This is a genomic window from Nostoc sp. NMS2 (genome assembly GCF_017115105.1).
In the GTDB taxonomy this organism is placed as follows: Bacteria; Cyanobacteriota; Cyanobacteriia; order Cyanobacteriales; family Nostocaceae; genus Nostoc.
This window is the reverse complement of the sequence record NZ_JABXKH010000069.1, coordinates 60,711-87,259: the sequence shown is the minus strand read 5'-3', so window position 1 is coordinate 87,259 and position 26,549 is coordinate 60,711. Positions and strand designations below refer to the sequence as shown.

23 protein-coding genes and 4 pseudogenes are annotated in these 26,549 nt (G+C 42.2%); 8 read left to right on the top strand and 19 right to left on the bottom strand.

Annotation, left to right across the window (positions count from 1 at the left end; genetic code table 11):
* Nucleotides 1–256: 256 nt before the first annotated feature.
* Entirely contained in the window at nt 257–1,054 is a 798-nt protein-coding gene (locus HWQ36_RS14590) for a 7-carboxy-7-deazaguanine synthase QueE (RefSeq protein WP_292703857.1), read from the bottom strand.
* A gap of 199 nt (nt 1,055–1,253) precedes the next feature.
* Here HWQ36_RS14590 and HWQ36_RS14585 point away from each other — a divergent pair, with 199 nt between their 5' ends.
* Nucleotides 1,254–2,303 carry an anti-sigma factor antagonist gene (locus HWQ36_RS14585; protein ID WP_292703854.1) on the top strand — a complete coding sequence of 350 codons (1,050 nt, stop codon included), beginning with the start codon at nt 1,254–1,256 and terminating at the stop codon, nt 2,301–2,303.
* A gap of 416 nt (nt 2,304–2,719) precedes the next feature.
* Here HWQ36_RS14585 and HWQ36_RS14580 read toward each other — a convergent pair whose 3' ends face one another.
* The 6 genes and pseudogenes from HWQ36_RS14580 to HWQ36_RS14555 all read right to left on the bottom strand — a co-directional run bounded on the left by HWQ36_RS14580 (nt 2,720) and on the right by HWQ36_RS14555 (nt 8,973).
* The gene (locus HWQ36_RS14580; RefSeq protein ID WP_292703852.1) at nt 2,720–4,177 is read right to left on the bottom strand and encodes a DUF697 domain-containing protein; all 1,458 of its coding nucleotides are present in this window, start codon (nt 4,175–4,177) and stop codon (nt 2,720–2,722) included.
* A 42-nt stretch (nt 4,178–4,219) separates the two neighbouring features.
* A pseudogene (locus HWQ36_RS14575) lies at nt 4,220–4,651 on the bottom strand (group I intron-associated PD-(D/E)XK endonuclease); the annotation flags it as partial.
* A 502-nt stretch (nt 4,652–5,153) separates the two neighbouring features.
* Nucleotides 5,154–6,107, bottom strand: coding sequence for an asparaginase (locus tag HWQ36_RS14570; protein WP_292703850.1), 954 nt, complete (start codon nt 6,105–6,107; stop codon nt 5,154–5,156).
* A gap of 91 nt (nt 6,108–6,198) precedes the next feature.
* On the bottom strand, nt 6,199–6,699 hold the full coding sequence (locus HWQ36_RS14565) for a CGLD27 family protein (protein WP_292703847.1): 501 nt from the start codon (nt 6,697–6,699) through the stop codon (nt 6,199–6,201).
* Entirely contained in the window at nt 6,696–7,154 is a 459-nt protein-coding gene (rsfS, locus tag HWQ36_RS14560) for a ribosome silencing factor (RefSeq protein ID WP_292703844.1), read from the bottom strand. Before rsfS ends, HWQ36_RS14565 begins: the two co-directional genes overlap by 4 nt.
* A 535-nt stretch (nt 7,155–7,689) precedes the next feature.
* Nucleotides 7,690–8,973, bottom strand: a complete 1,284-nt coding sequence (locus tag HWQ36_RS14555; protein ID WP_292703841.1) for a glycosyltransferase family 4 protein — start codon at nt 8,971–8,973, stop codon at nt 7,690–7,692.
* A 285-nt stretch (nt 8,974–9,258) separates the two neighbouring features.
* On the opposite strand from HWQ36_RS14555, the gene HWQ36_RS14550 reads away from it, so the two are divergent.
* From HWQ36_RS14550 to HWQ36_RS14525, 6 genes are all read left to right on the top strand, one after another.
* Entirely contained in the window at nt 9,259–10,500 is a 1,242-nt protein-coding gene (locus tag HWQ36_RS14550) for a DNA cytosine methyltransferase (RefSeq protein WP_292703838.1), read from the top strand.
* Nucleotides 10,501–10,606: 106 nt separating this feature from the next.
* Nucleotides 10,607–11,287 (top strand): deoxyribose-phosphate aldolase, encoded by a 681-nt coding sequence (gene deoC, locus HWQ36_RS14545; RefSeq protein WP_292703836.1) that lies wholly within the window; start codon nt 10,607–10,609, stop codon nt 11,285–11,287.
* 93 nt (nt 11,288–11,380) lie between these two features.
* Nucleotides 11,381–12,274, top strand: a complete 894-nt coding sequence (gene recO, locus HWQ36_RS14540) for a DNA repair protein RecO (protein WP_292703834.1) — start codon at nt 11,381–11,383, stop codon at nt 12,272–12,274.
* Nucleotides 12,261–13,901, top strand: coding sequence for an MFS transporter (locus HWQ36_RS14535; RefSeq protein ID WP_292703895.1), 1,641 nt, complete (start codon nt 12,261–12,263; stop codon nt 13,899–13,901). Before recO ends, HWQ36_RS14535 begins: the two co-directional genes overlap by 14 nt.
* 353 nt (nt 13,902–14,254) lie before the next feature.
* Nucleotides 14,255–15,403 (top strand): glycosyltransferase family 4 protein, encoded by a 1,149-nt coding sequence (locus HWQ36_RS14530; protein WP_292703831.1) that lies wholly within the window; start codon nt 14,255–14,257, stop codon nt 15,401–15,403.
* 413 nt (nt 15,404–15,816) lie between these two features.
* Nucleotides 15,817–16,260 (top strand): DUF29 domain-containing protein, encoded by a 444-nt coding sequence (locus HWQ36_RS14525; RefSeq protein WP_292703828.1) that lies wholly within the window; start codon nt 15,817–15,819, stop codon nt 16,258–16,260.
* A gap of 70 nt (nt 16,261–16,330) precedes the next feature.
* Here the strand turns inward: HWQ36_RS14525 and HWQ36_RS14520 are convergent, their stop codons facing one another.
* From HWQ36_RS14520 to HWQ36_RS14490, 7 genes and pseudogenes are all read right to left on the bottom strand, one after another.
* Nucleotides 16,331–16,567 carry a hypothetical protein gene (locus tag HWQ36_RS14520; RefSeq protein ID WP_292703825.1) on the bottom strand — a complete coding sequence of 79 codons (237 nt, stop codon included), beginning with the start codon at nt 16,565–16,567 and terminating at the stop codon, nt 16,331–16,333.
* 76 nt (nt 16,568–16,643) lie between these two features.
* Nucleotides 16,644–17,462, bottom strand: coding sequence for a peptidase (locus tag HWQ36_RS14515; RefSeq protein WP_292703822.1), 819 nt, complete (start codon nt 17,460–17,462; stop codon nt 16,644–16,646).
* Nucleotides 17,463–17,472: 10 nt separating this feature from the next.
* A complete protein-coding gene (gene secG / locus HWQ36_RS14510; protein WP_012410686.1) occupies nt 17,473–17,706 on the bottom strand; it encodes a preprotein translocase subunit SecG in 234 nt (77 codons plus the stop codon).
* A gap of 116 nt (nt 17,707–17,822) precedes the next feature.
* Complete coding sequence (gene gpmI, locus HWQ36_RS14505) at nt 17,823–19,421, bottom strand: 2,3-bisphosphoglycerate-independent phosphoglycerate mutase (RefSeq protein WP_292703818.1); 1,599 nt, start codon at nt 19,419–19,421, stop codon at nt 17,823–17,825.
* Between the two features lie 222 nt (nt 19,422–19,643).
* Entirely contained in the window at nt 19,644–21,329 is a 1,686-nt protein-coding gene (locus HWQ36_RS14500; RefSeq protein WP_292703815.1) for an ABC-F family ATP-binding cassette domain-containing protein, read from the bottom strand.
* 156 nt (nt 21,330–21,485) lie between these two features.
* Nucleotides 21,486–21,983 (bottom strand): annotated as a pseudogene (locus HWQ36_RS14495) (Rpn family recombination-promoting nuclease/putative transposase); the annotation flags it as partial.
* Nucleotides 21,984–22,166: 183 nt separating this feature from the next.
* Nucleotides 22,167–22,373: pseudogene (locus HWQ36_RS14490) on the bottom strand (DUF29 family protein); the annotation flags it as partial.
* Between the two features lie 80 nt (nt 22,374–22,453).
* Between HWQ36_RS14490 and HWQ36_RS14485 the strand changes: the two are divergent.
* Nucleotides 22,454–22,900: pseudogene (locus tag HWQ36_RS14485) on the top strand (hypothetical protein).
* 9 nt (nt 22,901–22,909) lie between these two features.
* Here HWQ36_RS14485 and prfA read toward each other — a convergent pair.
* The 5 genes from prfA to truA all read right to left on the bottom strand — a co-directional run bounded on the left by prfA (nt 22,910) and on the right by truA (nt 26,503).
* Complete coding sequence (prfA, locus tag HWQ36_RS14480; protein WP_292703810.1) at nt 22,910–24,007, bottom strand: peptide chain release factor 1; 1,098 nt, start codon at nt 24,005–24,007, stop codon at nt 22,910–22,912.
* A 102-nt stretch (nt 24,008–24,109) separates the two neighbouring features.
* The gene (gene rpmE, locus HWQ36_RS14475) at nt 24,110–24,352 is read right to left on the bottom strand and encodes a 50S ribosomal protein L31 (RefSeq protein WP_069070756.1); all 243 of its coding nucleotides are present in this window, start codon (nt 24,350–24,352) and stop codon (nt 24,110–24,112) included.
* 281 nt (nt 24,353–24,633) lie between these two features.
* The gene (rpsI, locus tag HWQ36_RS14470; protein WP_012410698.1) at nt 24,634–25,050 is read right to left on the bottom strand and encodes a 30S ribosomal protein S9; all 417 of its coding nucleotides are present in this window, start codon (nt 25,048–25,050) and stop codon (nt 24,634–24,636) included.
* Nucleotides 25,050–25,511, bottom strand: coding sequence for a 50S ribosomal protein L13 (rplM, locus tag HWQ36_RS14465; protein WP_292703803.1), 462 nt, complete (start codon nt 25,509–25,511; stop codon nt 25,050–25,052). The genes rpsI and rplM overlap by 1 nt, the downstream gene beginning before the upstream one ends.
* A 143-nt stretch (nt 25,512–25,654) precedes the next feature.
* Nucleotides 25,655–26,503 (bottom strand): tRNA pseudouridine(38-40) synthase TruA, encoded by an 849-nt coding sequence (gene truA / locus HWQ36_RS14460; protein WP_292703892.1) that lies wholly within the window; start codon nt 26,501–26,503, stop codon nt 25,655–25,657.
* Between the last annotated feature and the right edge of the window lie 46 nt (nt 26,504–26,549).

Here is a 26,549-nt window from a genome sequence, read left to right as displayed (position 1 = left end):
ACCCACCCCCCCAAAGTACCTAAAATCAACGTGAGTTAGACAAACCTCTCCCTACCTTGAACTAAAATTCAAGTCTTCCCTCTCCGACTCGGAGAGGGACGATTTTACGCAGTAAAACCAGGGAGAGGTCTTTTTAATTAGATTGCCTACTGAGTGGACTGCTGCCTTGCTGAATTAGCGGCAGCAATGCCCATTTCATAGAATCTTACTTTTTTCTTGACTACATCTTTATCAAACTCAAATTTTACAGAAGCTTTTACAGTTGGTTCAGCATTTTGTGCGTCTGAGGGATCACACGCACGTGCTTGACAAACCCTTTCATCAAAGCTTGCCACCTTAAAACTTGATCAGCCGTAGGCGCAAGCATGGGTATTGGGGAGAATTGTTCAGATACTGCTAAAGGCGTAACAGGTTGTAAAAATACTGAGATATCTGGACTAACCTCTGCCACCAACGCAGCTGAACGTTCCAACTCGGCTGGATCTGTGTTTTGAGACACAATTATCTTGACAAAAACATTTAAATATGAGTCATAACATAATTGGAGAAATTTAGCATGTTCTTGCCAATGGCTCTCGCCGCTAACACTGGGCAATTTGAAATCCATACCCACAGAGTCTAAATAGGGAAGAATCATCGCTAGTTGTTCTGGGCGATGTCCGCCAGTTTCTAAGTATATGGGTAGACCAGTTATGTCTCGCACTTGGGGTAGAAACTGCGTTAGAAATGGGGCATGAAGAAGTGGTTCACCCCCAGTTAAGCTAATGCTATCGTGTAAACAAGGTAAATTTTGCTGTTTTACCCATTCGATTAATATGGGTAATGGGACAGGGTTAGAGTGGATTTCAAAGTCGCGCAATCCAGGCGATCGCTCTATCCGACAAGTAGCAGGTGCATTCCAAGTGTGGGCACTATCACAAAAGTGGCAGCGCAAATCACACAAAGCAAAACGAATAAATATCTGACGTGTCCCTACATTCAGTCCTTCCCCTTGAATGGCAGAAAAGACCTCAATTAGGCGTGCGGTAGGTGTAACCGTAGTTTTAGCAATCATAAGATGAGAACAGCGCGATCGCGCTGCGTCGGCACAACAGAAAGGATGTTTTTTGGCTTCTTGTTCTATTGTGAATCGTCGCTAGCGATCTGCAATCTCAGCCCCGGTAAAGAAAAATTAGTCCTTATTACTACTGATTCTAAATATTAGGTTAAGTAATTTTGGAGGACAAAATAATGTTTGGCAGATTACATTATACATGGCAACGAAAGTGCAGAGCTTCATGACTAGCCAACCGACAGAGGTCGATTTTCCAGTTAATTCCCTAAACGACACGGCTATAATGCAGGTGCCCGCGCGGTTGAGCGTGCTGGAGGCTTTAGGCTTTAAGCAAACCTGCCAAAGCTTAATTCAGCCCAATTCACATCCGAAACAAATCATCATTGACTTTCACCAAACTACTTTTATGGATAGTAGTGGTTTAGGTGCCCTGGTCAGTAATTTTAAATATGCCCAGACTAAAGGAATTACATTAACACTGCGGAATGTAACACCTCAAGTCATGGCAGTCTTAAAACTTACGGGATTGGATCAGGTTTTTCCCCTAGAGTCGGTTGACGATGGATTACTAATAGAACCAGAAGACTTAGTTGATCATCGGAAGACAACTTCCCGTAAAGTAGAGCCATTACCCACTACTCACGCTTCTGTAGCATCTTGGATGAAACGGTTATTAGATATTGTAGGATCTATGGTTGGTTTATTAATTACAGGAGTTTTATTTATTCCGATTGCGATCGCTATTCAAATTAACGATCCTGGCCCCATTTTCTTTAGTCAAACCCGTTGTGGCTGGATGGGGAAGCGGTTTGAGATTTGGAAATTCCGTTCCATGTGTGTGGATGCAGAGGCGAAGAAATCCCAAGTTAAAAACCAAGTGCAAGGTGCATTTTTTAAGAATGAGAACGACCCCAGAGTTACCAAGGTAGGGCGCTTTTTACGGCGAACTAGTCTTGATGAATTACCTCAATTTTGGAACGTCCTCAAAGGAGAAATGAGTTTAGTAGGCACTCGACCACCTACACCCGATGAAGTGGAACGTTATGAAGTACCAGAGTGGCAACGTTTAGATGTAAAACCCGGTATGACTGGCGAATGGCAAGTCAATGGACGGTCTACAGTCCGTAGTTTTGAAGATGTAATTCGCCTAGATTTGCAGTATCAAAAAAATTGGAGTTTGGTGTACGATTTAAAGCTAATTTTCAAAACTATAGCTATTCTATTTAATAGAAACAGTGGTGCTGTTTAGCTAACTACCCTTATTCACAATTTTTTGGTAACTCCCAACTTTCGCAATAATTATTAAATACACCCAAGCCTAAATAGGCTTGGGTAAATTTTAGGTTTACCTACAGCACTAGGCAACTGTCAGCCAATTTTGGATTTTGGATTTTAGATTGCAATAGAGTTAAGTTATAGCGGTTCCCAGTTGAGTGAGGTACAAAAACCCCACCCCCAACCCCCTCATCGCTTGCGGGGAGGGGGCTATGAAGTACCTTATTTGATTAGGAAAAGCTATAAGTATTTCTTTCTTTGTGTCCTTTGCGTTCTTGGCGGTTCGTTCAAAAAATTGGCTTTGACAAAAAGTTTAAATTTTGGATTCTGAATCATTCAATCCAAAATCCAAAATCTAAAATCTAAAATTTGGTAATCCTGTGTATGAGATTATCCCACAGCCTTCTGAATACCAACTACTTCAACCTGCTGCACTTCTGGCAACAAACGCTTCACGCCTTGCTTAACAAACCCTTGCAAAAAACCAATCTGCTGATTTTGCTGAAATACTTTTTGCAATGTTTGCCGCAAATTATCCAAATTCAAACCAGTTCCAGAATCTATTGCTATTTCCTGCTGTTGGAAATACTCAATTAGACTTAACCCTGCGACTCTAGTCAGATAAGCTGCACTTACTCCCTGCACTACGCCACCAGCAACAAAGGTAACGGCATTACTTTTGAGAACAGTACTAATAGCCTTTGTAGAAAGTTCAACTAAACCCAGTTTCAACATCAAACTTCCCATTGTTCCAGCTACAGTTTGCGCCTGTTCCAAGGAAAATTTCTGCTGATAGATATTACCCAAATCCATTACCATTTGAGCATTAATTGCCGCAGTCGCCAAAATATCAAGGGCCGGAACTGGATTAGCAAAGGCAGCAGCAGCAGCTATCCATTGATATTGTTCAATAATTGGGGTGGCGCGATCGCGTCTAGTTCCATTCAACCAGTTTTTCGCCTCAGCTTTCAACAACCCAGCTTTCCTCATGGTAGTTACCCAAACCAGGCGTTGTCTTTGCTGTGCCAAAACTTCACCCAGATGGTCTGTCAACTGCTGGATATCTGCTGCTGGTTGTTCCATCCACTCTTGCACAGCACCATCAGCCTCATGCTTTCGGACTTTGATGGCAATGGGAGAGGCGGCTGTTGCAACCACATTTCCTTGCATTCGCTGTTTCAATTGACTAAAGATGCTGGCGCTTTCATCGGCTAAATACTGGTCTTGTTTGTTGAAAACCAGGATTGTCGGCTGATTTGCTGCTTTTAGCTGCTGTAAGGTTTGAAATTCTGAGTCTGTCAAATCACCGTTTGTCAGGAATAGAACAAAATCAGATTTTGCAACTTCTGCTAAAACGGCTGCATCTGAATTGTCACCCGTTTCTCTAAATAAAGGTGCTGTCTCTTCTAAAGACACCAAATTTTGTGTCTCTAGATTTTGCTTCAACACTTGAATTAAAGTGCTTTTACCTACGGATTTACCGCCAGTCACAGCCACTTTAATTTCTTGTCTGTCTAATTCCAACAATAGTTGGTTAACTTGTTCTCGCAGTGTTTGTAATGCTGGATGGTTTTCTGATTCTTGTGCCAGTTGGTTAATTACAGTTTCAGTTTTAGCGATCGCACTTTCCACAGTCGCCCGATCTACGAGCATACCATCTAGCTGCTTTAAACTGTCTTTCGGGCGATTTTGCTGGAATAACCACAAACCACCGCCTACAGCTAAGGCACTCAACAAACCAAACTCACCCACCTGCACTATCGAATCGTGCCAACTGTCCAACATCCACAGAGAAAAGGACAGTCCCAATCCTCCCACTAAAATTGGTCGCTGCAACTTCACAACCATGATTTTCCGCGCCTTTTAGATGGCTATTTCTTCCAGAATAGATTAAAATCCTGCTTCTGGGAATTTAACAGGCGATCGAACACAACTTTCTTTACTTACAGATTTTGCTGAAATTAACTCCCAAGCATTCCTATATTCTGCTGAACGCGGTTTACGCTGTCGTTTTTCAGCTTCAACAAGGTGTATTTCGCTTCCATAATCTATGAACACATCTACGGGAAAGACATAGAACAGGTCAAGTTTTTCTATATATACTAGGGCAAAATCAAAGTCTGATAGATGATATGCTTCTCGAAGCATCAGCCGCCGATTGGTTTTAGTGCGGCGGTTATCTACAACATAATTCCCAGAAGGCTCATCCAACCAAGCATATTTGACTTGGATTTTAATTAGAGTTCCCTGTACATCAAATGCTAGATCGTAAGGTAGCCGATCGCCAAAAGGTTTTAAAACTCCCCAACCACGCTTTAAGGCATGAAGAACAGCAGCTTATTCTGCTATGTCTCCCTTAAGCTTTGTGTCCATTTGTAAGACTAAGTAGCTGACAATCAGCATAAAACAAAACTCTGTAATCTTTTACGAAAACAGGGTTTTGCTTTATCATTCATTTGGTGGCGGGAAGTGGATTTGAACCACTGACCTTCGGGTTATGCTTACCAACTACAACTTTCGTTGCCCAGATTAACTGGTTTGTGGTCTGGACTGTCCCTTCACCCTCGCCTTTATCGTTAGGGTGTCTGCCTTCCAGTCTCTACACCTTCTCCATTTCTGGAGCTTGGTTCGGGATTACCGCGCTATTGGCTTCCCCGAGTTTGACAGATAAACACACATAAGTTTCTTTATGTGCCGCCCATAGCAAACTTAACTAATAAGCGTCTAGTTAACTTTGCCCGTTGAGCCCGACGAGCTACCAGGCTGCTCTATCCCGCGTTGCTCTCGACTTATTTATAGTAACCTATAGTCAAGAGTTTGGCAACTATAAAAACGATAATTCTCCAATTACTTCTAAACGGGTGTATTTTCCCAAGGTGGTAAACTTTTCACAGAGGCTTTCGGCGGCGCTAGGACTAATCCAACCCATTTGCTTGAGTAAGTGAATCGCAACGGCATGTTTTGCTCGTTTTGTCCCATCCATGACTTTGATTGCTAATCCTAAGCCTTCACCAAGTCTACCAATGCACTGTACTCCTTCGGCACCACTTTTACTAACCAGTTCCCCTGGAGTTAAGCGCATTAGTTCCGTATCAAATTCTCCATCTCCTGCTACCATTGCGGGGTGATGAGTCATAGCCCGGACGATGCGCTCCATATCGAGATTGGTACTAGAGGCTAGCAGCGCATATAAAGATGCCATGTGACCGAGTTGCATCAAATAAGTTGGTGCGCCACAGTCATCATGAGCGTTGATAAATTCTGCAGCTGGCATTCGCAGCAACTCTGCTACTTTGCCCAAAATCAATTGCTGTATTGGGTGCTTGCGATCCAAGTAGTTATTCAAGGGCCAACGGCGTTGCTGACAAACAGCTAACATTCCCGCATGTTTTCCAGAGCAATTATATTCCAAAGGACTGTGCTTACCTTCAGGAATTGGACACTGGAGTATGGTAGGGTCAAGATCAGCCCGCCAAAGGATGTTAAATACCTGTCGGACTTGATCTATTGTTCCTTTATGGGAACTTGTCATAATTGCTAAGTCGCGATCGCTGAGATCATAGCGTTCGAGTGTACCTGTAGTGGTGACTGCGAGTGCCTGAAATGGTTTAAGGGCTGAACGGATAAATGCAGCAGTTTCAGAATTTCCGGCAACGGTTAGAACCCGTCCTCGTTCGTCGCATACAACAGCTTGGACTATATGCCTGGATTCAATAATACCTTCCCGCAGCAACCGGACTTCCAGTGCTGTGGCTTGAGTTCGTTTTCCCATTGTCATGGGTTTATATTTATTACCTTTTTTTAATTAATTTTTAGTCATTGGTCATTGGTCATTAGTCCTTAGCTAATGACTAATGACCAATAACTCTTTAAAACAAATGCCAAACTATCGTACCAGTAACGTACATTCCCGCCAAGCCAGCAAAGGTAAATTGCAACCGCCGCAGAATGGGTTTGATTTCGTATGCAACAATTAAGCGATCGCGGTTGAGTACTTCTTGTGGTTTTGTCCAAGTTTGACCGTCGTACCAGCCTGACTCTTCATAAAATACTGTGGGACTGCAAAGGCGATCGCACACGTAAAACCAGCCTAAGTATAATCTTACCAGTGCCAGTACGACCCCGACACTGGCTGCTGCTGCACCACAAAGGATAAAATGTGCAATATACTTGTGGGGAGGAAAACTTGCTGCGGCCACAGGTGCTGCGATCAGCCAAGATAAACCCCAAATCCAAGCAATTTTCGTGATATACTCGCGCAAATCTAAAGTGCTATCACGAAATAGCCAGGAAGTTTTTAACTGTTCGTACTCATTGAGCGGTTGTTGGTCTATGGGAACTGGGCAATTTGAAACCGAAGACCTAATCATGTTGGCTTACCTTCACCCTCATCAGATTCTGGAAGGGAAATACGCTCTGCATGAATCCAGAACGCTTCTAAATTATAAAACTCCCGTTCTTTGGGCATCATGATGTGAACGATCACATCACCGTAGTCTTGTAGTACCCAACTCCCCTCGACTTTTCCTTCTGTCCTTATGGGACGACGTTGCAACTCAGTTTCGACTTTTCCTTCAATTGCTTGAGCGATCGCTCTTACTTGTACCCTAGAATAGCCAGTCATCATCACAAAGTAATCGGCTAGGTAAGATACCTCTGCTACTTTGAGCAATAAAATCTCACCCGCTTTGCGGTCTGATGCAGCAACTGCTATCGTTGCAGCTAATTTTCCGCTCTCCTCGTCAGTATGGGCGTGGCTCTTTACCACACTCTTCGTCAGTGGGACAGATTGTAATGGGAAATTTCCTTGGAAATATTCAGTCATTAAACCTCAGGTGCTTTTTTCCTTTGAAACAATTGTTTACATTTACTTACAAACAACAAACAATTGATCTGACAAATGTGTCAATAGGTTTTTTTGAATACTAACAAAAAAACAGGTGTTTATGGGGGCTAGTTTGATAATTGCTGTCTACTAAAAACTACAATACAACACAGCAGATTCATGCCTGGTCTACCAAAAGTGTGATTGGCATCAGTGTAGTATTTAGTATTAGGAGATACTAAAGCACCCCTACTCGATAGTTAAAAAATTGGTGTTCCCACATATTTAATGAAGTGAAGCTGTGGGATTTTGGATTCAAAACGCATTTGAGAACCCCTTGTCTATTGCTCAATATGCTTGAATTAAGCCTTTTTTCTCTCCCCCTACTTCCTTTGCTTGCCTCAAAAGAGAAATTTCTTTAACCTAAGCATATTGGTCTATTGCTGTATATCTCTAAGTATAATTAATTACCCTCAAAATCAGTTGCATTTAGATAATGAGGGTAGAATTGCAACTTTCTGAGTCGCTCACATTCTCATGGGCTTTCTGCTCTAGATACTGTAACTCTTGTAGACTGAATAGCTGCATGACGATCTGCTGTCAATGAGTAACACAACGACTCATACTGATTTAAAGCTTGCTCAAAAGCATAGTTTTCAACGGCATATTGGCGACTTTTATAACCCAGAGTTTTGACCTTTTCGGGATTTTGGTACAAATCTAAAATTGCCATTGCTAAAGCTTGAGGATCTTCTGGAGGAACGACAACTCCGCCGCCACTTTGCCTGATTGCTCTTGCTGCTGTACCATTATCAGGGACAGAGGCAACTAAAGCCCCTCCACTGGCAAGTAGCACTTGAATTTTTGACGGCATATTGAAAGATACAATATTTTTCTTTTGCACCACTAAGCCAACATCGGCAGCTGCCAACATTTGTGGCAAAGATTTGCGGGGTTGAAATGGCAGTAGCAAAACATTATCTGCGCCGCAGTCTAGACATTCTTGTTGTAATCGCTCTAAACCTTTTGCCTCTCCAACGATTACAAAAACAATATCTGGGATATGGCGCAACGTAGAAGCAGCTTTGACAACGCTTTCTAAGCCTTGGGTTAGAGCAATGTTGCCAGAATAAAGGACTACAAATTTGCCATTTAGATTATGTGCTGCACGGAAAGGGTTATTTTCTTTAGGCAAAGGGCGGATAAAATTTACATCAACCCAGTTAGGAATTTGCACAATTTTGTCAGCTTCTACGCCCTTAGATCGCAAATTGTCCACAAACCCATCGGCGATGACGCTAATTTTACTGGCAGTGTGGTAAGCAAATTTTTCCAACACTGTAAATAACTTTATAAGCAATTTATTTTTCAGTAGACCGACGTGGACGGCTGCTTCTGGTAATATATCTTGTAGATTTAAAATCACAGGACAAGCACGTAACCATCCTAAAAGAGCAACTGGTACACAGCTTGGCAAGGATGGCGATGTTGAAAGAATAACGTCTGGACGCCAACCGATGAGGGCAGGCACAAAACTAGTGACAACGAAACTAGCATCTAGTAACACCCGATCTAATAGGTTGGGTTGGGGACGAATCCAAACGTAACTGCGTTGTATTTGAACACCATTTTTGGATTCGTTGAGATACCACTTACCCCGATATTCCTCGTAAATTTGACGCTCAGGATAGTTGGGCATAGCGGTGACTACGCGCACTTGATGCCCACGCTTCACTAGTCCCTCTGCTAATTCAGTCATCAGTGGGGCAATACCAATTGGCTCTGGATAGTAGTTGTAAGAGTAAATTAAAATTCGCATAAAAGTTAGTCTGCTGAAGTACCCCGGTTTTTTGTTGAATGACAAATATTCGTCTTCAACATTGTTTAGAGTTTGGAAACTCCTATATTTAATTGTGACTTCAGACTCTTTTTCTGTCAGGGATTTTCCTTAAAGATTGAGTAAACTTAGATATTAAATACTTAGAGGAAGTGTGAATTTTTTTTACTATTTAAGTAGTCTTCAAATTTGTAACTTTTGATTGGTACGTAAGTATAAACCCTAAGTATTCTGATATTAATTAAGACTGTTTCACAATATTATTGAATGAGCGATCGCCCTTGTATTTTCTCGTTTTTTGCTGGTTCGGGATTCCTAGATTTAGGCTTTGAAACTAGCGGTTTTAATATTGTTTACGTCAATGAAATTTTTTCACCATTCATGGCAGCATACCGCTATTCACGGCAGATTCTCAATCTCCCATTGCCAGAATACGGGTATCATTACGGAGAAACAAGAGATGTAACCCAACTTCACGAAGGTTTACAAGCACAACACTTCCGTGAGTTAGTACAAGACTGCCGCAAATTTAATAATATTGTGGGCTTCATTGGTGGGCCTCCCTGTCCTGATTTTTCTATTGGTGGGAAAAATAGAGGACGTTTAGGAGATAATGGCAAGCTTTCCGCTTCTTATGTTGAATTAATTTGTCGCAATCTTCCAGATTTCTTTTTATTTGAGAACGTTAAGGGATTGTGGAGAACGACAAAGCACCGTTTATTTTTTGAATCGCTTAAGCAACAATTACTAGAAGCAGGCTATATCTTAACAGAGCGGTTAATTAATACTATCGAATATGGTGTACCCCAGGATAGGGAAAGAATTATTCTTATTGGTTTCCGAAATAATTTTATCAAGGATATAGGAATAAAAGTCGGTAGTGAAAAGTTACTGACTGAAAAGGCTTTTCCTTGGAAAAATCACATTTTATATCCTAAACAAGAGGTTTTTGCTTACCCTTGGCAAAAGTGCGATCCATTCCAAGAAAATTCCATCATGCCTTGTCCTGAAGGTATACCTCAAGAATTAACAGTTGAATATTGGTTTAGAAAAAATAATGTGCTGAATCATCCCAATGCTAAAAGCTATTTTCAACCAAGGGCAGGTATCACAAAATTTGCTGCTATTGATGAAGGAGATGATTCTAAAAAGTCTTTCAAGCGTCTTCACAGATGGCGTTACTCTCCGACAGCTTGCTATGGAAATAATGAAGTACATTTGCATCCCTATAAAATCCGGCGAATATCTGTAGCGGAAGCTTTAGCTATTCAATCTTTACCTGCAAATTTTGTATTTCCAGAGAATATGTCACTCACGAATATGTTTAAGACTATTGGTAATGGCGTACCATATTTGGCATCAAAGGCGTTAGCTAAAACTATTACTAACTTTTTAAGAATTGATGTAAAAAATGCTGTTAATATTTCTAACCTTACTAAGCCTAATGTCAACTTAAACACTTACACTAATTCCGCGATATCTACAAAACCAACATCCAAATTAAGTTAGTAGCTTGTTTTCAGGATAAACTCGTAATAAATATGGTTTAATATATATATAAGAAATGTTTTAATTTTTTATAAAGTTTAATAATCAATTACTGGCAGAAGACACGATGGCAGCAGACTATCCAGATATTGATATTGCGCCATTCATCGATCACGCCCTGTTAACGCCAACGGCTACTCCAGAGCAGGTTCAGCAGTGGTGTGAAGAAGCATATAGATTCAATTTTGCGGCAGTTTGCTTGTACCCCATCTATGTCAAACAAGCTGTCGAACTCCTCCACGGCAAGAATCCGAAAGTATGTACGGTGATTGGCTTTCCGTCTGGTGCGACAACTTCAGCAGTGAAGCTGTATGAGGCTCAAGAAGCGGCGGATAATGGGGCCACTGAGTTGGATGTGGTCATGAACTTGGGCTGGTTGAAAGCTGGTAAAACTGAAGAAGTCCACCGGGAAATTGCCGAAATTTGTGAAGAGACTGGGCAAACTGTCAAGGTAATTTTGGAAACCAATCTGTTGACAGATGCGGAGAAAAAAATAGCTGCTGAAATAGCTATGGAGGCGGGAGCGGCTTTCTTAAAAACTAGTACAGGTTGGAATGGCGGTGCAACAGTGGCAGATGTGCGATTTTTGCAGGAATTGGCAAAAGAAAGGGTGGGAATTAAAGCTGCGGGTGGTATCCACACTATCAATCAAGCTCTAGACTTAATCGTAGCGGGTGCTACTAGATTAGGTACATCTCGCGGTATCGATTTGATCCGCCAGCGCGATAATCTGGGGAAGGGTGAATAGTCGTTTGTCCTTTGTCCTTTGTCATTTGTCCAAAGCTAATGACCCTTGACTCATGACTAATGACCAATGACCAATGACTAATACTAATGACTAATGAGTAGAACCTACAAAGCAACCGGAATTAATCTTAAAACTCAGGTGCTGGGAGAATCAGATAAAATAGTGACCATTTTGACACCAGAATTCGGTCTGATTCGAGCAGTGGCTCCAGGGGCACGTAAGCACAACTCCAGCTTGGGCGGCAGGAGTGGTATGTTTGTTGTGAATGAACTATTGATAGCGAAAGGGCGATCGCTTGATAAAATTACTCAAGCACAGACGTTAAAAACTTATCCTGGTTTAGCTAAAGATTTGGGAAAATTGGCTGCTAGCCAATATTTAGCAGAAATAGTCCTCTCTCAAGCTTTGAGCGAACAACCCCAAGAAGAACTTTATGAGTTGTTCAATGAACATCTCCATCGGTTAGAAGCATTGTCTAATGCAAATGGATCTGGTGTTTTGGCTCATCTGGCTCATGGGGTGTTTCACCTTTTAGCCTTAGCAGGAGTAACGCCGCAAGTGCAAGTATGCTGCTTATCTGGGCGCTCCCTCAAGCCAGACTTTACAGACCCCAAATGGCAGATAGGATTTAGCGTCCCTACGGGTGGAACAATTTGCTTAGAAGCTTGGAAACGTTTACGAACAGAGAGAGAGGGGGACATGAGGGAGATGGGGAGAGACCAATACCCTATGGCTAATGCCCAAACAGTTGTTGTGCATCGGCAAGAAATACCTGTGATTTCTAGTCGTCTGGGTGCTATGGAACTGGCTTTGCTTCAACATCTGTCACAACCAGAGATAATGCAAATTGATGGTGCTAGAGACCATAACTGGTTATATGTTGAGCAGATTTTGCGCCAGTATGCTCAGTATCAATTAGGCCGCCCTATTCGCTCTGCTACCTTGATCGATTCTTATTTTGCTGCCAACCATGATGCAACCATCTGATTTGGATAAAAAAGTCCTGCCTTTGTCACCAAGCCTCGTTAAAAAACAGAATAGGATCTCAGATCCTACGGTCAAGAATCACTTGAGTGCCGTTTCAAAGTGTACATCTAGTCAAATCAATAGCGAAGAAATGTCCCCAAAAGACGTTTCTCAAAACGATCAAAGTTGGACAGCCCAGATCCCAAAAACTGATGTTCCAAGTCAATCAGAAATACAAGCTGAGGACAAATTAACTACTGCTGAGGCAAATAGCAACGGGCAGAGTTTGCCAGTAGCTACTATTCCAGAAAAAGAATCACCTAAATTAGATGGATCTGGTTCAGGTGGAGAAGCTGGTTCGGGGAATGTAACACAGCAGGGGTTTTTGCCTGTATTAAAAAACCCTAATTTCCTGGCTCTTTGGGGCGGTCAAGTTTTCTCCCAACTAGCAGATAAAGTTTATTTGGTGCTGATGATTGCTTTGATTAATACTCAGTTTCAAGCTAGTAATCAGAGTATTAGTGGTTGGGTGTCAGTCTTGATGATGGCTTTTACGATTCCAGCAGTATTATTTGGTTCCGTTGCTGGGGTGTTTGTCGATCGCTGGTCAAAAAAGGCTGTGCTAGTAGCAACTAATATTTGGCGCGGCATTCTGGTTTTGTCAATTCCCTTCCTGCTGTGGTTGACTCATGACTGGAAACCCGTAGGAGTCATGCCAGTAGGTTTTTTGATTATCCTGGGTGTGACTTTTCTAGTTTCCACACTGACGCAGTTTTTTGCACCGGCAGAACAGGCGGCAATTCCCTTAGTGGTAGAAGAACAGCATTTACTCTCAGCTAATTCGCTTTATACAACAACGATGATGGCATCGGTGATTGTTGGGTTTGCTGTCGGAGAACCTTTATTAGCGATCGCAGATGGACTTTGGTCGCAACTTGGTGGTAGTGGTAGTTTGGGCAAAGAACTTTTAGTCGGTGGTAGTTATGCGATCGCTGGACTAATTTTATTCCTCCTAGCAACTAAGGAAAAACACCACCACCCTGATACAGAATTCCCTCACGTATTCTCTGATTTGCGAGATGGTTTTGCCTACCTCAAAGCAAATCATCGCGTCCGCAATGCTTTGCTTCAGCTAATTATCTTGTTTTCTGTCTTTGCAGCATTAACTGTTCTAGCTGTTCGGATGGCAGAAATAATTCCCAATATGAAAGCTTCCCAGTTCGGCTTTTTACTAGCAGCCGGTGGTGTTGGCATCGCTGCGGGAGCAACAATTCTCGGTCAATTTGGTCAACGCTTTTCCTACGCCCAACTAAGTCTCTGTGGTTGTATGGGTATGGCAGCATCCCTGATTGGTCTATCAATCTTTACAACCCAACTGTGGCTGGTCTTGTTACTGGTGGCATTATTAGGTATCTTTGGGGCCCTAGTGGGTATTCCCATGCAAACCGCAATCCAAACAGAAACACCTCCAGAAATGCGTGGTAAAGTCTTTGGTTTACAAAACAATGTAATTAATATTGCTCTCTCCCTACCTTTAGCTTTAGCAGGAGTAGCAGAAACCTTTTTGGGATTACAGGCAGTTTTTTTGGGATTAGCAGCGATCGTCTTTTCAGGAGGTATATTAACGTGGTACAACTCACACAAGTAGTTATCAGCTGACAGGAGCTATTATTCATTACCTTGAAGTAATTAATATTTACTTAAAGATTTTGCGTTCATGCTAAACTGTGGTCAGTGAAAATTTATCATATACTTGTGGGATATCAATCTGACATTAGTCAGAATAAGTTGTTTAAGTATCAGAAATTAACAACTTATACGTAAACTAAATAAAGCCATCAATCCACGAGTTTAATCAGCTTAAAAATATGCTTTTTAAACTAAAATGTGGTGGCAATTTTTAATAAATAAAAAACCAGCAAGTATAACTAGATAAAATAAAAATCACAAAGGGCACACAATAAATAGCTCAAACCCGCTTTTCTTACAGCTAAATAAAGAATGCGTATAGCCTGGATTGGAAAAAAATCACCCTTTTGCGGCAATGTCACCTACAGTCGAGAAATTACAAATGCTTTGCTAGATAGGGGACATCAAGTTAGCTTTCTTCACTTCGCCCAGGAAGAGTCTGAACCTGATAATTGGCCAAATCTTCGAGAGGTTTCCCTCCCGTTCATTTACAAGTCTCAGGTTTATACAATTCCCACTTTTAAAGCAACCAAAGTTTTAACAGACTCGCTGCGGGAAATCAAACCAGATGTAGTCCATGCTTCCTTAACATTATCTCCTCTAGACTTTTTTCTACCGGAAATCTGTGAGGAACTAAGATTGCCTCTAATTGCAACTTTTCACACACCCTTTGCTGGCAAGGGGGCAAAGCTGGTATCAGGAACACAACTTTTGGCTTATCAGCTTTACGCACCTTTTTTAGTTAACTACGATCGCGTGATTGTATTTTCCCAAATTCAGCGAGAATTATTGGCAGGGATGGGCGTAAGGGAAGAAAATATTGCTGTAATTCCTAACGGTGTTGATACTATTAAGTATTCTCCAGGATTTTCTCAAATCAAAGCAGAATTTAAAGCCGAACGCTTGTTTGTTTACCAGGGTCGAATAGCGCCAGAGAAAAATGTCGAAGCCCTCCTCCGGGCTTGGAAGCAGTCGGCAATGGGGCCCGGTACGAAGTTGCTAATTGTTGGTGATGGCCCTTTAAAGTCTTCCTTAGAGCCGTTTTATGGTTCAGAATACGGCATTATCTGGTTAGGATTTGTCGCTGATGAAGACCGACGAATTGAGATTTTGCGGGGCGCAGATGTATTTGTTCTACCTTCATTGGTAGAGGGTTTGTCTCTATCTCTGTTAGAGGGAATGTCATGTGGGTTGGCTTGTTTAGCAACAGACGTGGGTGCAGATGGAGAAGTATTAGAAAAGGGCGCAGGTATAGTGATTAGTACTAAAACCGCGCGATCGCAGTTAAAAACCCTCTTGCCAGTGTTGCAAGACCATCCAGAGTTAACAACTTTACTTGGGCAAAAAGCCAGACAGCGTGTATTAGACCGCTATACCCTCAGTAAAAATATTACTCTGCTCGAAGACCTTTATAAAGAAGTTTTAGCACAGCGACCTCTACCGCTAAGTCGTAGAGCTTAGGGAAAGGGAAGAAGTGCGATCGCACTGTAAATTCTCAGATGGTAATGAGTGCGATCGGGCAACAACGTCTTATTTAAATGTTTGGGTATTTTTGTTGCTACTGGCTACTCTATATTGGGGGACGGCTGAGAATCAATAACTGCACTTCTGGTCGCCTTTTGTGTTAATTGGTGATGGGCGGTAGGAGAGATAGTTAATCAGGGGTTAACGTGCTAAGACACCTTAAAATCTCTTTGAGCCAATGGTGAAGCGGTAGAATAAATAAAATATTACTGCTGATGTATAACTCGTAGCGAGTTTCTGCGGAACGCTCACGGGGTATATTATTATTGCTCAAATGCCAATGAAAAAAATTAATATATTCGTTAAAATCAAATATAATCTAACAAAAATTCAAGTTACAAAATCAACAAATGACTGCAATTATTGACCTAAAAACATTATATGAATCCAATTACCTGCAATGGTTAGAGGAGACTATTAAATGTCTCAAAGCTAGGCAATTAGCAGAAGTTGACTATGAAAACTTAATAGAAGAACTGGAAGATTTGGCGAAAAACGAAAAAAGGCGAGTCAGAAGTTTGTTGGAACAGATTATTAGACATTTATTGCTTTATCAATATTGGGATTTAGAAAATCCAAGAAATGCTAATAATTGGGCTGCCGAAATTATTAGTTTTCGTAATCAAATTAATGAAGATTTAAGTGCGAATTTACGCAACCATTTAGAGGATAATTTCAGCATAATTTATGCTAATGCCTTAGATTATGTTAAGGCTAAAACAAAGCTAACCAATTTACCTGAATTATGTCCTTATACTTTAGAGCAAATTTTTGATAAAAATTGGTTGCCTTAATCTTAAATTTTTGGTTTTTTGCACGAGACATATTCATGTTTTAACTCAGCAACACCATAAAATTAAGTCGCTAAAATTTATCATATTCTTCTGATTCTACGTTAGGCACTTTATTCAAAACTTGCTGAAATTTTGCCCAACTACCACTTTTGGCTTTTTCTTCCAAATAGTCTTTAGTCATCCATGCAGAAACTTGTGCAGATAAGGCAATAGTTGCAAGTTGTTCAATAGAAATATTTTCTCTTGCTGCTAAAGCTTCAATTTGTTTATATAAAGATTTGGGTAGCTGTACATTTAAGTTAGTCATGGGAGTACGGATTTGTCATTATTTTGCTATTAGTAGCATTTTTACCGTAGTGGCAAAGTTATAGTCTACCTTTCGATCAATTTATTTTTGAATTATCCATTAAAGACCATCCTAAACTGGTTGGTTGTTCATAAACTCGCTTTAGAGTATTTACATCTCTGGGAGAAATAGACGACGGGTTACGAACTTGGGAAAAGTATAAAGCATCAGTTTGTAGCGGACTATGACCCCAAATTCCCAGTGCATGGCCAAATTCGTGGCGGGTAGCTGCAATGAGATATTCACCTGTTTGACTGGGGCTTAACAAGATGGTGAAGCGGTGGGATAAAACTTTGTTGGTAGTGTATAACTCGTAAGTAGTTTGTGCCGATCGCGCACGAGGTATATTACTATCAGGCGAAATTTGTAGAGGTGGCGCTTTTCGCACAATTGTAATATCGGCACTTTCTGGCTGTTCGACTACTGTTATGGGTAAATAATTACTCCATTCTTTTACACCCTGCAAGACACCGTTAACCCATACTTGAGCTTGTTTTTCATTAACGGCTCTTGGTGGTTCCACGTAAACTCGAATGGGAAATTGTGACCAGACTAAATAACCAACTTGGGTTATTGTGACTTGGGAAAAGTAGTCACCACTGTTAGTGTTATCTTGCCACTGTGCAAGTGTGGGCGGTAAGGGATGGGGTTTTGGGGAGGATGAGGAGATGGGAAGAGAGATTATTAAGTCTGAATATGCATATTTTTGTATTATTGTCAACCCCCGACTCGACTGGAGATTAGTAAAAACGATTAACAGCCCTGTGCCAAGAAATAAGGCAAGAGCTGTAATTAACCGTTGTGAAATTAAATTTATTAGGGTATTAAGTATTGGGTGTTGGGTTCTTTTCCCCATTTACCTATCCTTATTTAGGCAGCCAACCGGCACTTAAAACTACTGTTAAACCGAGAAAAATTACTGTTAATGCCCAAGTAATTCGGTTTAAGGTGTTTTCTGCACTTTTGGTGCTGCTAAATAGCTGGGCTTGTCCACCAATGGCTCCAATCCCATCACCTTTGGGGCTATGTAGTAAAACTAAGATAATCAAACCAGTGGCGGAAAACGCCCAAATGCCTTGCACGATATTAGTAGCTGTCATGGTAGGAATCTCATTTATAAAAAGTTTCAAAAAACAGAATTCAGAAGTTAGGAGTCTATTAAAAACTCCTAACTCTTGTAGAGACGCGATTAATCACGTCTGTACTCAGAACTCTTTTACAGTCCTACTTGCACGGGGGTGCGAGTGCGTTGCAGTTCATAATCTGCTGTTTTCAGCAGCGATCGCCCGGTCATTTCTGGTGGTTGAGGCAGCTGTAAAATCTCTAGAATTGTGGGGGCGATGTCGGATAGTTTGCCATCGGTTCGCAGTTCGACATTTGTACCATATCCAGGGATTTTGATTTTCTCGCCTTCTACCAAGATAAAGGGGACTGGGTTAGTTGTGTGGGCTGTCCAGGGATTACCCCCTTCATCTAGCATATACTCAGCGTTGCCATGATCGGCAGTAATAATTGTTGTACCACCGGCTTTGATAACGCTCTCTAATAAGCGTCCCAAACAGCGATCAACTGTTTCAACTGCTGTAATGGTAGCGTCGATTTGACCAGTATGCCCTACCATATCTGGGTTAGCATAGTTAATCACAACTAGAGAATATATACCCTTTTGAATCGCAGCGATCGCCACATCTGTAACTGCTACTGCTGACATAGCTGGGGCGTGATCGTAAGTCGCTACCATCGGGCTGCTTACTAGTTCTCGATCTTCTCCAGCAAAAGGTTCCTCCAGACCCCCATTAAAGAAATAGGTGACATGGGCGTATTTTTCGGTTTCGGCGGTGCGGAACTGATTCAGACTGTGATTGGCTATGACTTCTCCCAGAATGTTACTGAGATTCTGAGGCTCAAAGGCTACAGCCACCGGTAAGTCTGAATCATACTGTGTAAAGGTGACAAAAGACAGGGGTGTGATTTGCTGTCTTTCAAAACCGTCAAATTTGGGACTGACTAAAGCTTGAGTTAATTGTCTGGCGCGATCGGGGCGGAAGTTGAAAAATATCACCCCATCCCCTGGTTTTATTGCGCCTGGTGCAATTCGGATTGGGTTGACAAATTCATCTTTTACCCCTTCAGCGTAAGATGCTTGCAAGATTTCTAAAGCCGTGCGATTATCACTCACACCATCTTGAGTCATCACGTCGTAGGCGCGTTTGACCCGATCCCAGCGATGATCGCGATCCATAGCGTAGTAGCGACCGCTAAGAGTGACTATGCGCCCAATTCCTGTACGCTCTATATAATCTTGCAGCAGTGTGATTGCTCTTACACCGTCAGTTGGGGCGGTGTCACGACCATCGGTGATGGCGTGAATACAAACTTCTGGAATTCGCTGGTCTTTGGCTAAGTCAAGTAGTCCGAATAGATGGGTAATATGCGAATGTACCCCTCCCTCAGAACAAAGTCCTACTAGATGCAGCTTGCTATTCCGAGAACGAACTTCCTGGCAAATTTTGACAAGTGCTGGGTTTAAGGCAATAGAACCGTCTTCAACCGCATCGGAGATGCGTACAAGTTCTTGCGGTACCACTCGCCCAGCACCAATGTTCAAATGACCAACTTCCGAGTTGCCCATTTGACCTTCTGGCAACCCTACGGCTTTTCCTGATGTGTGGATGAGGGTATGAGGGTAAGCTGCCCATAAACTGTCCACGATTGGAGTTTTAGCAGCAATAATGGCGTTTCCTCGCGTTTGGTCGCAGTAGCCCCATCCGTCTAAAATGACTAGCACCACCGGAGCAACAGGTGCTTTGGTCATAGTAAAATTGCCCTTTACTTTTTGTAATATCCGAATGATACCACTGCTAATCCACGCCGCAAGTGAATTTTTGCTTATGAACTTCTTTTATTAAGGACTTGCAGTTTTTTGAAAGATTTTTTAGATTATTAGTAATTTTTCTGTGATGTTTTGGAACCCTAATAAAGGGTGATTACTTAGTAGTAGCGTTTTCGGACTACTACTAAGTCCGTATTCAATCTGTTATTTCCTTTTAGTGGAAGCTTTTGCAGCTTTTTTAGCGGCTTTTTCGGCTTCTATCGCAGCTAATTTTGCTTGTTCTTTCTCTTCGGCAATTTTCTGGAGATAGTAATGATAATCTCCTAAGTAAACGCGGAATTCACCATCACGAATTTCGACGATTTTGTTTGCTACCTGAGAAATAAAGTAGCGATCGTGAGAGACTACGATTGCCGTACCATCATAGTTTTTAAGCGCTTCTTCCAGCATTTCTTTAGCTGGAATATCTAGGTGGTTTGTCGGCTCATCTAAAATTAGTAAGTTCGCGGGACGCAAGAGCATTTTTGCCAACGCCAAACGAGCTTTTTCTCCTCCACTTAATGCCCCAACTGCTTTAAATACAGTATCACCAGTGAATAAGAAGCGTCCCAAAAGCGTGCGAACTTCTTGATTATCCCAATCTGGAACTTCATCATGGATAGTTTCCATGACAGTTTTCTTCAAATCCAAGGCTTCAGCTTGATTTTGCTCAAAGTAACCGGGAATAACATTATGATCCCCTAATTGAACGCTACCTTCTGTGGGTGGTTCCATACCCATAATTACGCGCAGAAGGGTAGATTTCCCAGCACCATTGGGGCCAAGAAAAGCAATGCGATCGCCTCTTTCAATTAGGAGATTTGCTGCCAAAAACAGGATTTTATCACCATAAAGATGAGTTAAATCTTTAATATCCACTACTTCGCGTCCACTGCGGGGTGCAGGGGGAAAACGGAAGTGGAGAGTTCTTACCCCAGCAATGGGTGCTTCAATGCGTTCAATCTTGTCGAGTTGCTTTTCCCGGCTTTTCGCCTGGGTACTGCGGGTAGCACTGGCGCGAAATCTATCAACAAAGGTTTGCTGTTTTTCTAATTCTTTCTGTTGGCGTTCGTAGGCGCTAAGTTGTGCTGATTGACTTTCGGCTTTTTGTTCCAAATATGCCGAGTAGTTACCAAGGTAGGTACTGGAAACGCCACGTTCAGTTTCCACAATTTGGGTGCATAGGCGGTCAAGGAACTCCCGGTCATGGGAGACTATTACCATCGGCGTAACTAGCCCTCGGAGGTAATTTTCCAGCCATTCAATGGTTTCTAAATCCAGGTGGTTAGTCGGTTCATCCAGCAGCAACAAGTCGGGTTTTTGCAGCAGGATTTTACCCAAACTCATCCGCATTTGCCAACCACCACTGAAAGCGCTGACAAGGCGATCGCCATCTTCTAGCCCAAACCCCATCTCTGGTAAAATTTTCCCGATGCGTGCATCTAAGTTGTAGCCATCCAAGGCTTCAAATTTGCGCTGGAAGCGATCCAACTTGTCGATCAGTCGATCCAGTTCATCTGGGTTAGCCGTTTCCATCTCTTGTGGTATGTGCGCCAGAGATAACTGGACTTCGTTGGCTTCTTTAAAGACAGTCCAAAATTCTTCTCTAACGGTGCGGGTGGGGTCTACTTCAAACTCTTGGTTGAGGTAGGCTATATGTAAGCTATTAGGACGGATGATTTCGCCGGCGGTGGGTTCAATTTCCCCAGAGATGATTTTTAGCTGGGTAGATTTTCCAGCACCGTTGACACCGACTAAGCCAATGCGATCGCCTGGTTTAACTTCCCAGTTGATATCTTTGAGAACTTCGCCTGTGGGATAAATTTTACTTATATGTTCTAGTCGCAGCATTAAGTTTCTCTCAGGTAGGGAGTGGGTGGTTGAGGACGAAGTACTAACACCGCCTCTAATATTAACAAAAATTAACTATAAATTCGTCGTGAGAAAGTCTGGTGAGGCGCAAACCAAATTTGGCTTGAGCCACGGATAAAATTTACCACATCTATCTCAAGGCTGACTTTGTACTACTTGTCTGACTTCTTGGACACTCAAATCTAACGCTTTTGCTACTTGTTCTACAGTCAACCCTGCTGCCAACATTCCTGGTACTGCTTTTAGTTTACCTTTAAGCTCACCTTGTTCAATGCCTTCCTGAAAGGCTTCTTGATAAAATCTGGTTTGCTTTAACTCGCTTAATCCAAACATCTCCTCCCTACTCATTGCGGGAAACTTATAAGCCAAAATAGTCTCTATAAATTGTAATAATTGCTGCTGTTTTAGTGGTGAATTTATCTCTGACTTGGTTCTGTCTATCAACTCCCTTGCTTGGACAATTGCCATATCGTCGGCTGCAATTACTAATTTAGCAGTTGCAATGCCAATTGGAAGCGATGCAGTTTCACCTAATTCATCCAAATAAATCCGCCTGACACGCCCACTTGTGAAAAACTCACGGTAATGTTTGATATTGCCTGTATCTACATTCCTATTTGGGTATAAAACCACTGGATAAGCCCAAAGTATTTCTTTTTGCGCTATAGTTTTTTTTTACATTTTCTATTACTTGTTTCATAGATGTAACTATATCTAACTAACTTGGAGTAAAACTTATAAGTATATAATTTTTTTCACCTTGTTCTACTTAAGGTATCTCCAAATAACAAATGAGCGTCATAAAAATGGTAGTAATTATCCTTCCCAGTCTTGACGAGCATCGCACAGAAAATTGTCTGCGATCGCATCATCAAATAAATAAGGGCAATGCTCTGGAAAAGTTCGTAATGGTAAGTTAGTTTCTCGTAGCGCTAAATCCACTCCCGCTTCAAAGCCATCTAACAAGGCTTCTTCGATTCGACACTTTAAGCTGGGGTTCTGTCGCAAATGTCTATTGATGGCGCGACGCTGTTCTTAGTTTGCTACAGCACTTGGGCTAGTAGCTAGACTTTGCTGCGAAGAAATAATATCGAAGGTGCATCATGTTTCGCAAGCCACGCAAAATTAACCAATATCGCCGCAAAGGTAAAAACCTTATAGCCACTAATAAAATTAAACCAGAACAGTGGAACATTTCTGACGCAGAAACCAAAGAAGCTTTAAAAGTTAAAGGCTACGATGTTAAGCAAATCAAAAAAATCCACCTTTTGAAGCATCAGGTGTGTATTTCCTACTGGGATGCAAAAGGTAATATATGCAGCAGCTTTTTTAGCTACCGGATTTTTGCACGTTGGCAAGAAGAAATAGAAAAATTAATTTATACCTGTCAAACACTGAAGGAATGGGCGAAGCTAAATTACCTTATGAAGTACGAATTTGCCTATTACCATTAGACCAGTGAAATAGAAAATGTACTTCATGCGATATTAGAAAACCACCTGTGTGTGTTAAAAGCAACAGAGCAACAAGTGGTTTTACAGAATATTTAACAGTAAAAATTAGTTAGCGGCAGCAGTCGCTAACTCCGCTAGACGTTCCTGTTGGTCTAGAGATATACAAGATTGGATCAGCGTCTCTAAATCACCTTCCAGAACAGGGTTAAGGGAATAATTCTGACCTAACCGATGATCGGTAGCGCGGTTATCTTTATAATTATAGGTGCGAATTTTTTCCGATCGCGATCCAGTACCAACTTGCGATCGCCGCATGGAAGTTACAGCTTCCTGTTGTTCGCGTAACTTCATCTCATACAACTTCGCCCGCAGAATTTGCATCGCCCGTTCTTTGTTTTGCAACTGGCTGCGTTCTTCTGTACAGAAAATGCGTATTCCTGTCGGTTTGTGCATCAAATCGGCGGCTGTTTCCACCTTGTTGACGTTTTGCCCACCAGCACCGCCAGAACGGGCTGTAGTCATTTCAATATCTTTCGGGTCAATATGAATTTCCACATCATCCACCTCTGGCATAATCGCCACGGTAGCTGTGGAAGTATGAACCCGTCCCCCAGATTCAGTTGCCGGTACGCGCTGCACCCGATGCACTCCAGCTTCAAACTTTAACTGGCTATAAACGTCATTACCTTTAATCTCTAGAATGACCTCTTTCCAGCCACCCATTTCTCCTCGAGATTCGCTCACTAGAGAAACTTTCCAACCTTGAGTCTGGGCATAGCGGGTGTACATCTGCATCAAATCGCCAGCCCAAATACTTGCTTCATCGCCACCAGTACCTGCGCGAATTTCCAACATGATATTCTTTTCATCATTGGGGTCGCGTGGTAGCAGTAAGACTTTCAAGCGAGACTCTAAATGCTCTATTTTTTCTTCAAGTTCTTTTACTTCCAGTGCTGCCATTTCTTGCAACTCTGGGTCACTTGCAGATTCTTTGTAAACCTGACGCGCTCCGATCAAATCTTCTTGGGCTGTTTTCCAAATTTCATAAGTATTAACTACTTCTTCCAAAGAAGAACGAGACTTAGCAATTTCTTGATATTCATCAGGATTGCTAGCGGTATCGGGGTCGCCAAGACGACGTGTTAACTCATTAAAGGTTTGTTCAACGGATTTTAGTTTGTCCAGTAAGTATGATTCAGCCATGACGATTGCGATCGCTCCTTAAAAATAACAAATTGGCTCGAGCATATAAATGAAAATCGACCCAGCTGATGCAGGGCCGTCGTTAACAGCAGAGCCAACTCGCTACTTTTTGTCTTGTTCGTCGCCAGATGTTTGAGTGCTGCTCATGCCGTACTTACGGAGGAAGCGCTCTACTCGACCCTCAGTGTCAATAATCTTCTGAGTGCCGGTGTAAAATGGGTGATTTCCAGACCAAACATCTACGTGCAATTCTGGCTTGGTAGAGCCAATAGTCATAACAACTTGACCGTTGCAGTAAACTTTAGCATCTGGATACCACTTGGGGTGAATATCAGCTTTAGCCATTGTTCCTTTTGTGATGAATCTATATCAATTATAACTTTTAGCTCTTCAGTGTTTGTAGAACTTTAGATTTTAGACTTTCCATTACTCTCTTCGGGCTATAAAATTACCTATTTTTTCCTCTGTTTCCTCCTTGGCGACGGCAGTCGCTCATGGGGGAAACCCCCAAGACCGCGCTGCCTCTTCTTGGCGTCCTTGGCGGTTCGTTAAGAAATTAGATATTCTTTCGGCTCTATTCAGAGTAATTTTAAATCCAAAATCCAAAATCCAAAATCCAAAATTCCCTAACGCTTAGAGTACTGAGGCGCTTTCCGAGCTTTATGTAAACCATATTTCTTCCGCTCTTTTGCTCTGGGATCGCGAGTCAAATAACCTTCAGTTTTCAAAGGTGGGCGGTTGTCTGGGTCTAGTTGGCACAAAGCACGGGCAACTCCCAAACGAACAGAATCAGCCTGTCCGGTCAAGCCACCGCCTTCTGCTTTTACCAAAATGTCATATTCGTTTTCTAATCCCAGAGTTTCTAGGGGTGCTTTGATGACTCCCAAATAGTTGGGGTTAAATTGGAAATACAAATTTCCATCTTTACCGTTCACAGTCAGTTGACCGGTGCCTGGAACCAAGCGTACCCGTGCTACTGCGTTCTTACGGCGGCCAGTACCCCAGTATACGGCGCGACCGCTATTAGCATCTGCTACTACCATTAATTTTCTTCTCCAGGAATTGTACTAACTTTTAGTTCTTTGGGTTTCTGAGCATCATGTGGATGCGTAGACCCAGCGTAAACTTTCAGCTTGGTAAACAACTGCTTACCCAGGCTATTTTTAGGTAGCATACCTTTAACAGCTTGTTCTAAAATCCGCTCTGGTATGCGGTCTTGCAGTTTAGCGAAAGTTTCCGTTTTCATCCCACCGGGACGACCAGAATGGCGGCGGTAAAGCTTTTGAGTGCGCTTTTTGCCTGTGACTGCTACTTTCTCAACATTGATGACGATTACGAAGTCACCTGTATCTAAGTGGGGTGTATATTCGGGTTTCTTTTTGCCTCTCAATACCTGGGCGATTTCGCTGGCGAGGCGACCGAGGCGTTTATCGGTGGCATCTACTATGTACCACTCACGCTCAAGGGTTGCTTGAGTAGGAAGGTATGTTTTAACTGTTGTCATTTGTCATTTGTCCTTTGTCATTTTTAATTTGTCATTAGTCGTTTGTCTTTTGTCATTTGTTATTTGCCCTTTGCCCTTTGCCCTTTGTCAGTTGTCCTTAGTTATTCACTAATGACCAATGACTAATGACCAATGACTAATGACTAATGACCAATGACTAATGACTCTTGACTAGTGACGAACTTTGGCAAGGTGTCGTACCAAATCTCTTTTGAAAAGGGAAAATCTGGATAGCCGACTCGCAACAAGCACAAGCCTTGAGGCGGAGCGGCGTGTTTCACTTCTTCCCGGCGTTGTTCTTTCCAGAGTTCGGTGAAGCTAGAAAGTGTCCGTTGTCCAGAACCTACCTGTACCAACATCCCTACCAACAGCCGTACCATGCCATACAAAAATCCATCTGCCTGTATTTCAATATGGATAAATGGCCCACTGCGACGACACTCTGCTGCTTGCACCTCTACCCAGGAATGCGATCGCTTTGAGCCTGCGCGCTGAAAAGCAGCTAAGTGATGCTTTCCTAAGAGAGGTTTCAGGGCAGCTTGGATTAAGGATTCATCCAGTGGTGCATAATAATAATGCCAACTGAAGGCTCTCACAAACAAGTTAAGCCGATCTTCAGTGTATATTGTGTAGCGATATCGTCGATAGGCTGCACTAAAGCGAGCGTGCCAACGGTTATCTACACTAGCTGAAGCCCTGATTAATATATCTGGCGGCAGATAGCTGTTGAGGATTGTTGCCCACTTGTGAGGCGGAATTAAACCTGTTGCTTCAAAATGGGCTACTTGAGCAGCAGCATGAACTCCCGAATCGGTTCGCCCAGCACCATGTAGTGTTACATGATACCCAAGAATAGTAGCGATCGCTATTTCGATCTCTTCTTGGACTGTCCGTTGTTTTTTTTGCCGTTGCCAGCCATGAAAATGAGTGCCCTGGTATTGGATTACCAAGGCTACTCGATGAGTTTGTGTAGGCTGGTGGCTTTCTAACATACAGATTTTGTCCTTTGTCATTTGTCATTTGTCCTTTGTTATTCAC

Bases quoted from the DNA above. Each gene is read 5' to 3' on its own strand.
- HWQ36_RS14590 (WP_292703857.1), bottom strand. From the start codon at position 1,054: ATGATTGCTAAAACTACGGTTACACCTACCGCACGCCTAATTGAGGTC.
- HWQ36_RS14585 (WP_292703854.1), top strand. From the start codon at position 1,254: ATGGCAACGAAAGTGCAGAGCTTCATGACTAGCCAACCGACAGAGGTC.
- HWQ36_RS14580 (WP_292703852.1), bottom strand. From the start codon at position 4,177: ATGGTTGTGAAGTTGCAGCGACCAATTTTAGTGGGAGGATTGGGACTG.
- HWQ36_RS14570 (WP_292703850.1), bottom strand. From the start codon at position 6,107: ATGACAATGGGAAAACGAACTCAAGCCACAGCACTGGAAGTCCGGTTG.
- HWQ36_RS14565 (WP_292703847.1), bottom strand. From the start codon at position 6,699: ATGATTAGGTCTTCGGTTTCAAATTGCCCAGTTCCCATAGACCAACAA.
- rsfS (WP_292703844.1), bottom strand. From the start codon at position 7,154: ATGACTGAATATTTCCAAGGAAATTTCCCATTACAATCTGTCCCACTG.
- HWQ36_RS14555 (WP_292703841.1), bottom strand. From the start codon at position 8,973: ATGCGAATTTTAATTTACTCTTACAACTACTATCCAGAGCCAATTGGT.
- HWQ36_RS14550 (WP_292703838.1), top strand. From the start codon at position 9,259: ATGAGCGATCGCCCTTGTATTTTCTCGTTTTTTGCTGGTTCGGGATTC.
- deoC (WP_292703836.1), top strand. From the start codon at position 10,607: ATGGCAGCAGACTATCCAGATATTGATATTGCGCCATTCATCGATCAC.
- recO (WP_292703834.1), top strand. From the start codon at position 11,381: ATGAGTAGAACCTACAAAGCAACCGGAATTAATCTTAAAACTCAGGTG.
- HWQ36_RS14535 (WP_292703895.1), top strand. From the start codon at position 12,261: ATGCAACCATCTGATTTGGATAAAAAAGTCCTGCCTTTGTCACCAAGC.
- HWQ36_RS14530 (WP_292703831.1), top strand. From the start codon at position 14,255: ATGCGTATAGCCTGGATTGGAAAAAAATCACCCTTTTGCGGCAATGTC.
- HWQ36_RS14525 (WP_292703828.1), top strand. From the start codon at position 15,817: ATGACTGCAATTATTGACCTAAAAACATTATATGAATCCAATTACCTG.
- HWQ36_RS14520 (WP_292703825.1), bottom strand. From the start codon at position 16,567: ATGACTAACTTAAATGTACAGCTACCCAAATCTTTATATAAACAAATT.
- HWQ36_RS14515 (WP_292703822.1), bottom strand. From the start codon at position 17,462: ATGGGGAAAAGAACCCAACACCCAATACTTAATACCCTAATAAATTTA.
- secG (WP_012410686.1), bottom strand. From the start codon at position 17,706: ATGACAGCTACTAATATCGTGCAAGGCATTTGGGCGTTTTCCGCCACT.
- gpmI (WP_292703818.1), bottom strand. From the start codon at position 19,421: ATGACCAAAGCACCTGTTGCTCCGGTGGTGCTAGTCATTTTAGACGGA.
- HWQ36_RS14500 (WP_292703815.1), bottom strand. From the start codon at position 21,329: ATGCTGCGACTAGAACATATAAGTAAAATTTATCCCACAGGCGAAGTT.
- prfA (WP_292703810.1), bottom strand. From the start codon at position 24,007: ATGGCTGAATCATACTTACTGGACAAACTAAAATCCGTTGAACAAACC.
- rpmE (WP_069070756.1), bottom strand. From the start codon at position 24,352: ATGGCTAAAGCTGATATTCACCCCAAGTGGTATCCAGATGCTAAAGTT.
- rpsI (WP_012410698.1), bottom strand. From the start codon at position 25,050: ATGGTAGTAGCAGATGCTAATAGCGGTCGCGCCGTATACTGGGGTACT.
- rplM (WP_292703803.1), bottom strand. From the start codon at position 25,511: ATGACAACAGTTAAAACATACCTTCCTACTCAAGCAACCCTTGAGCGT.
- truA (WP_292703892.1), bottom strand. From the start codon at position 26,503: ATGTTAGAAAGCCACCAGCCTACACAAACTCATCGAGTAGCCTTGGTA.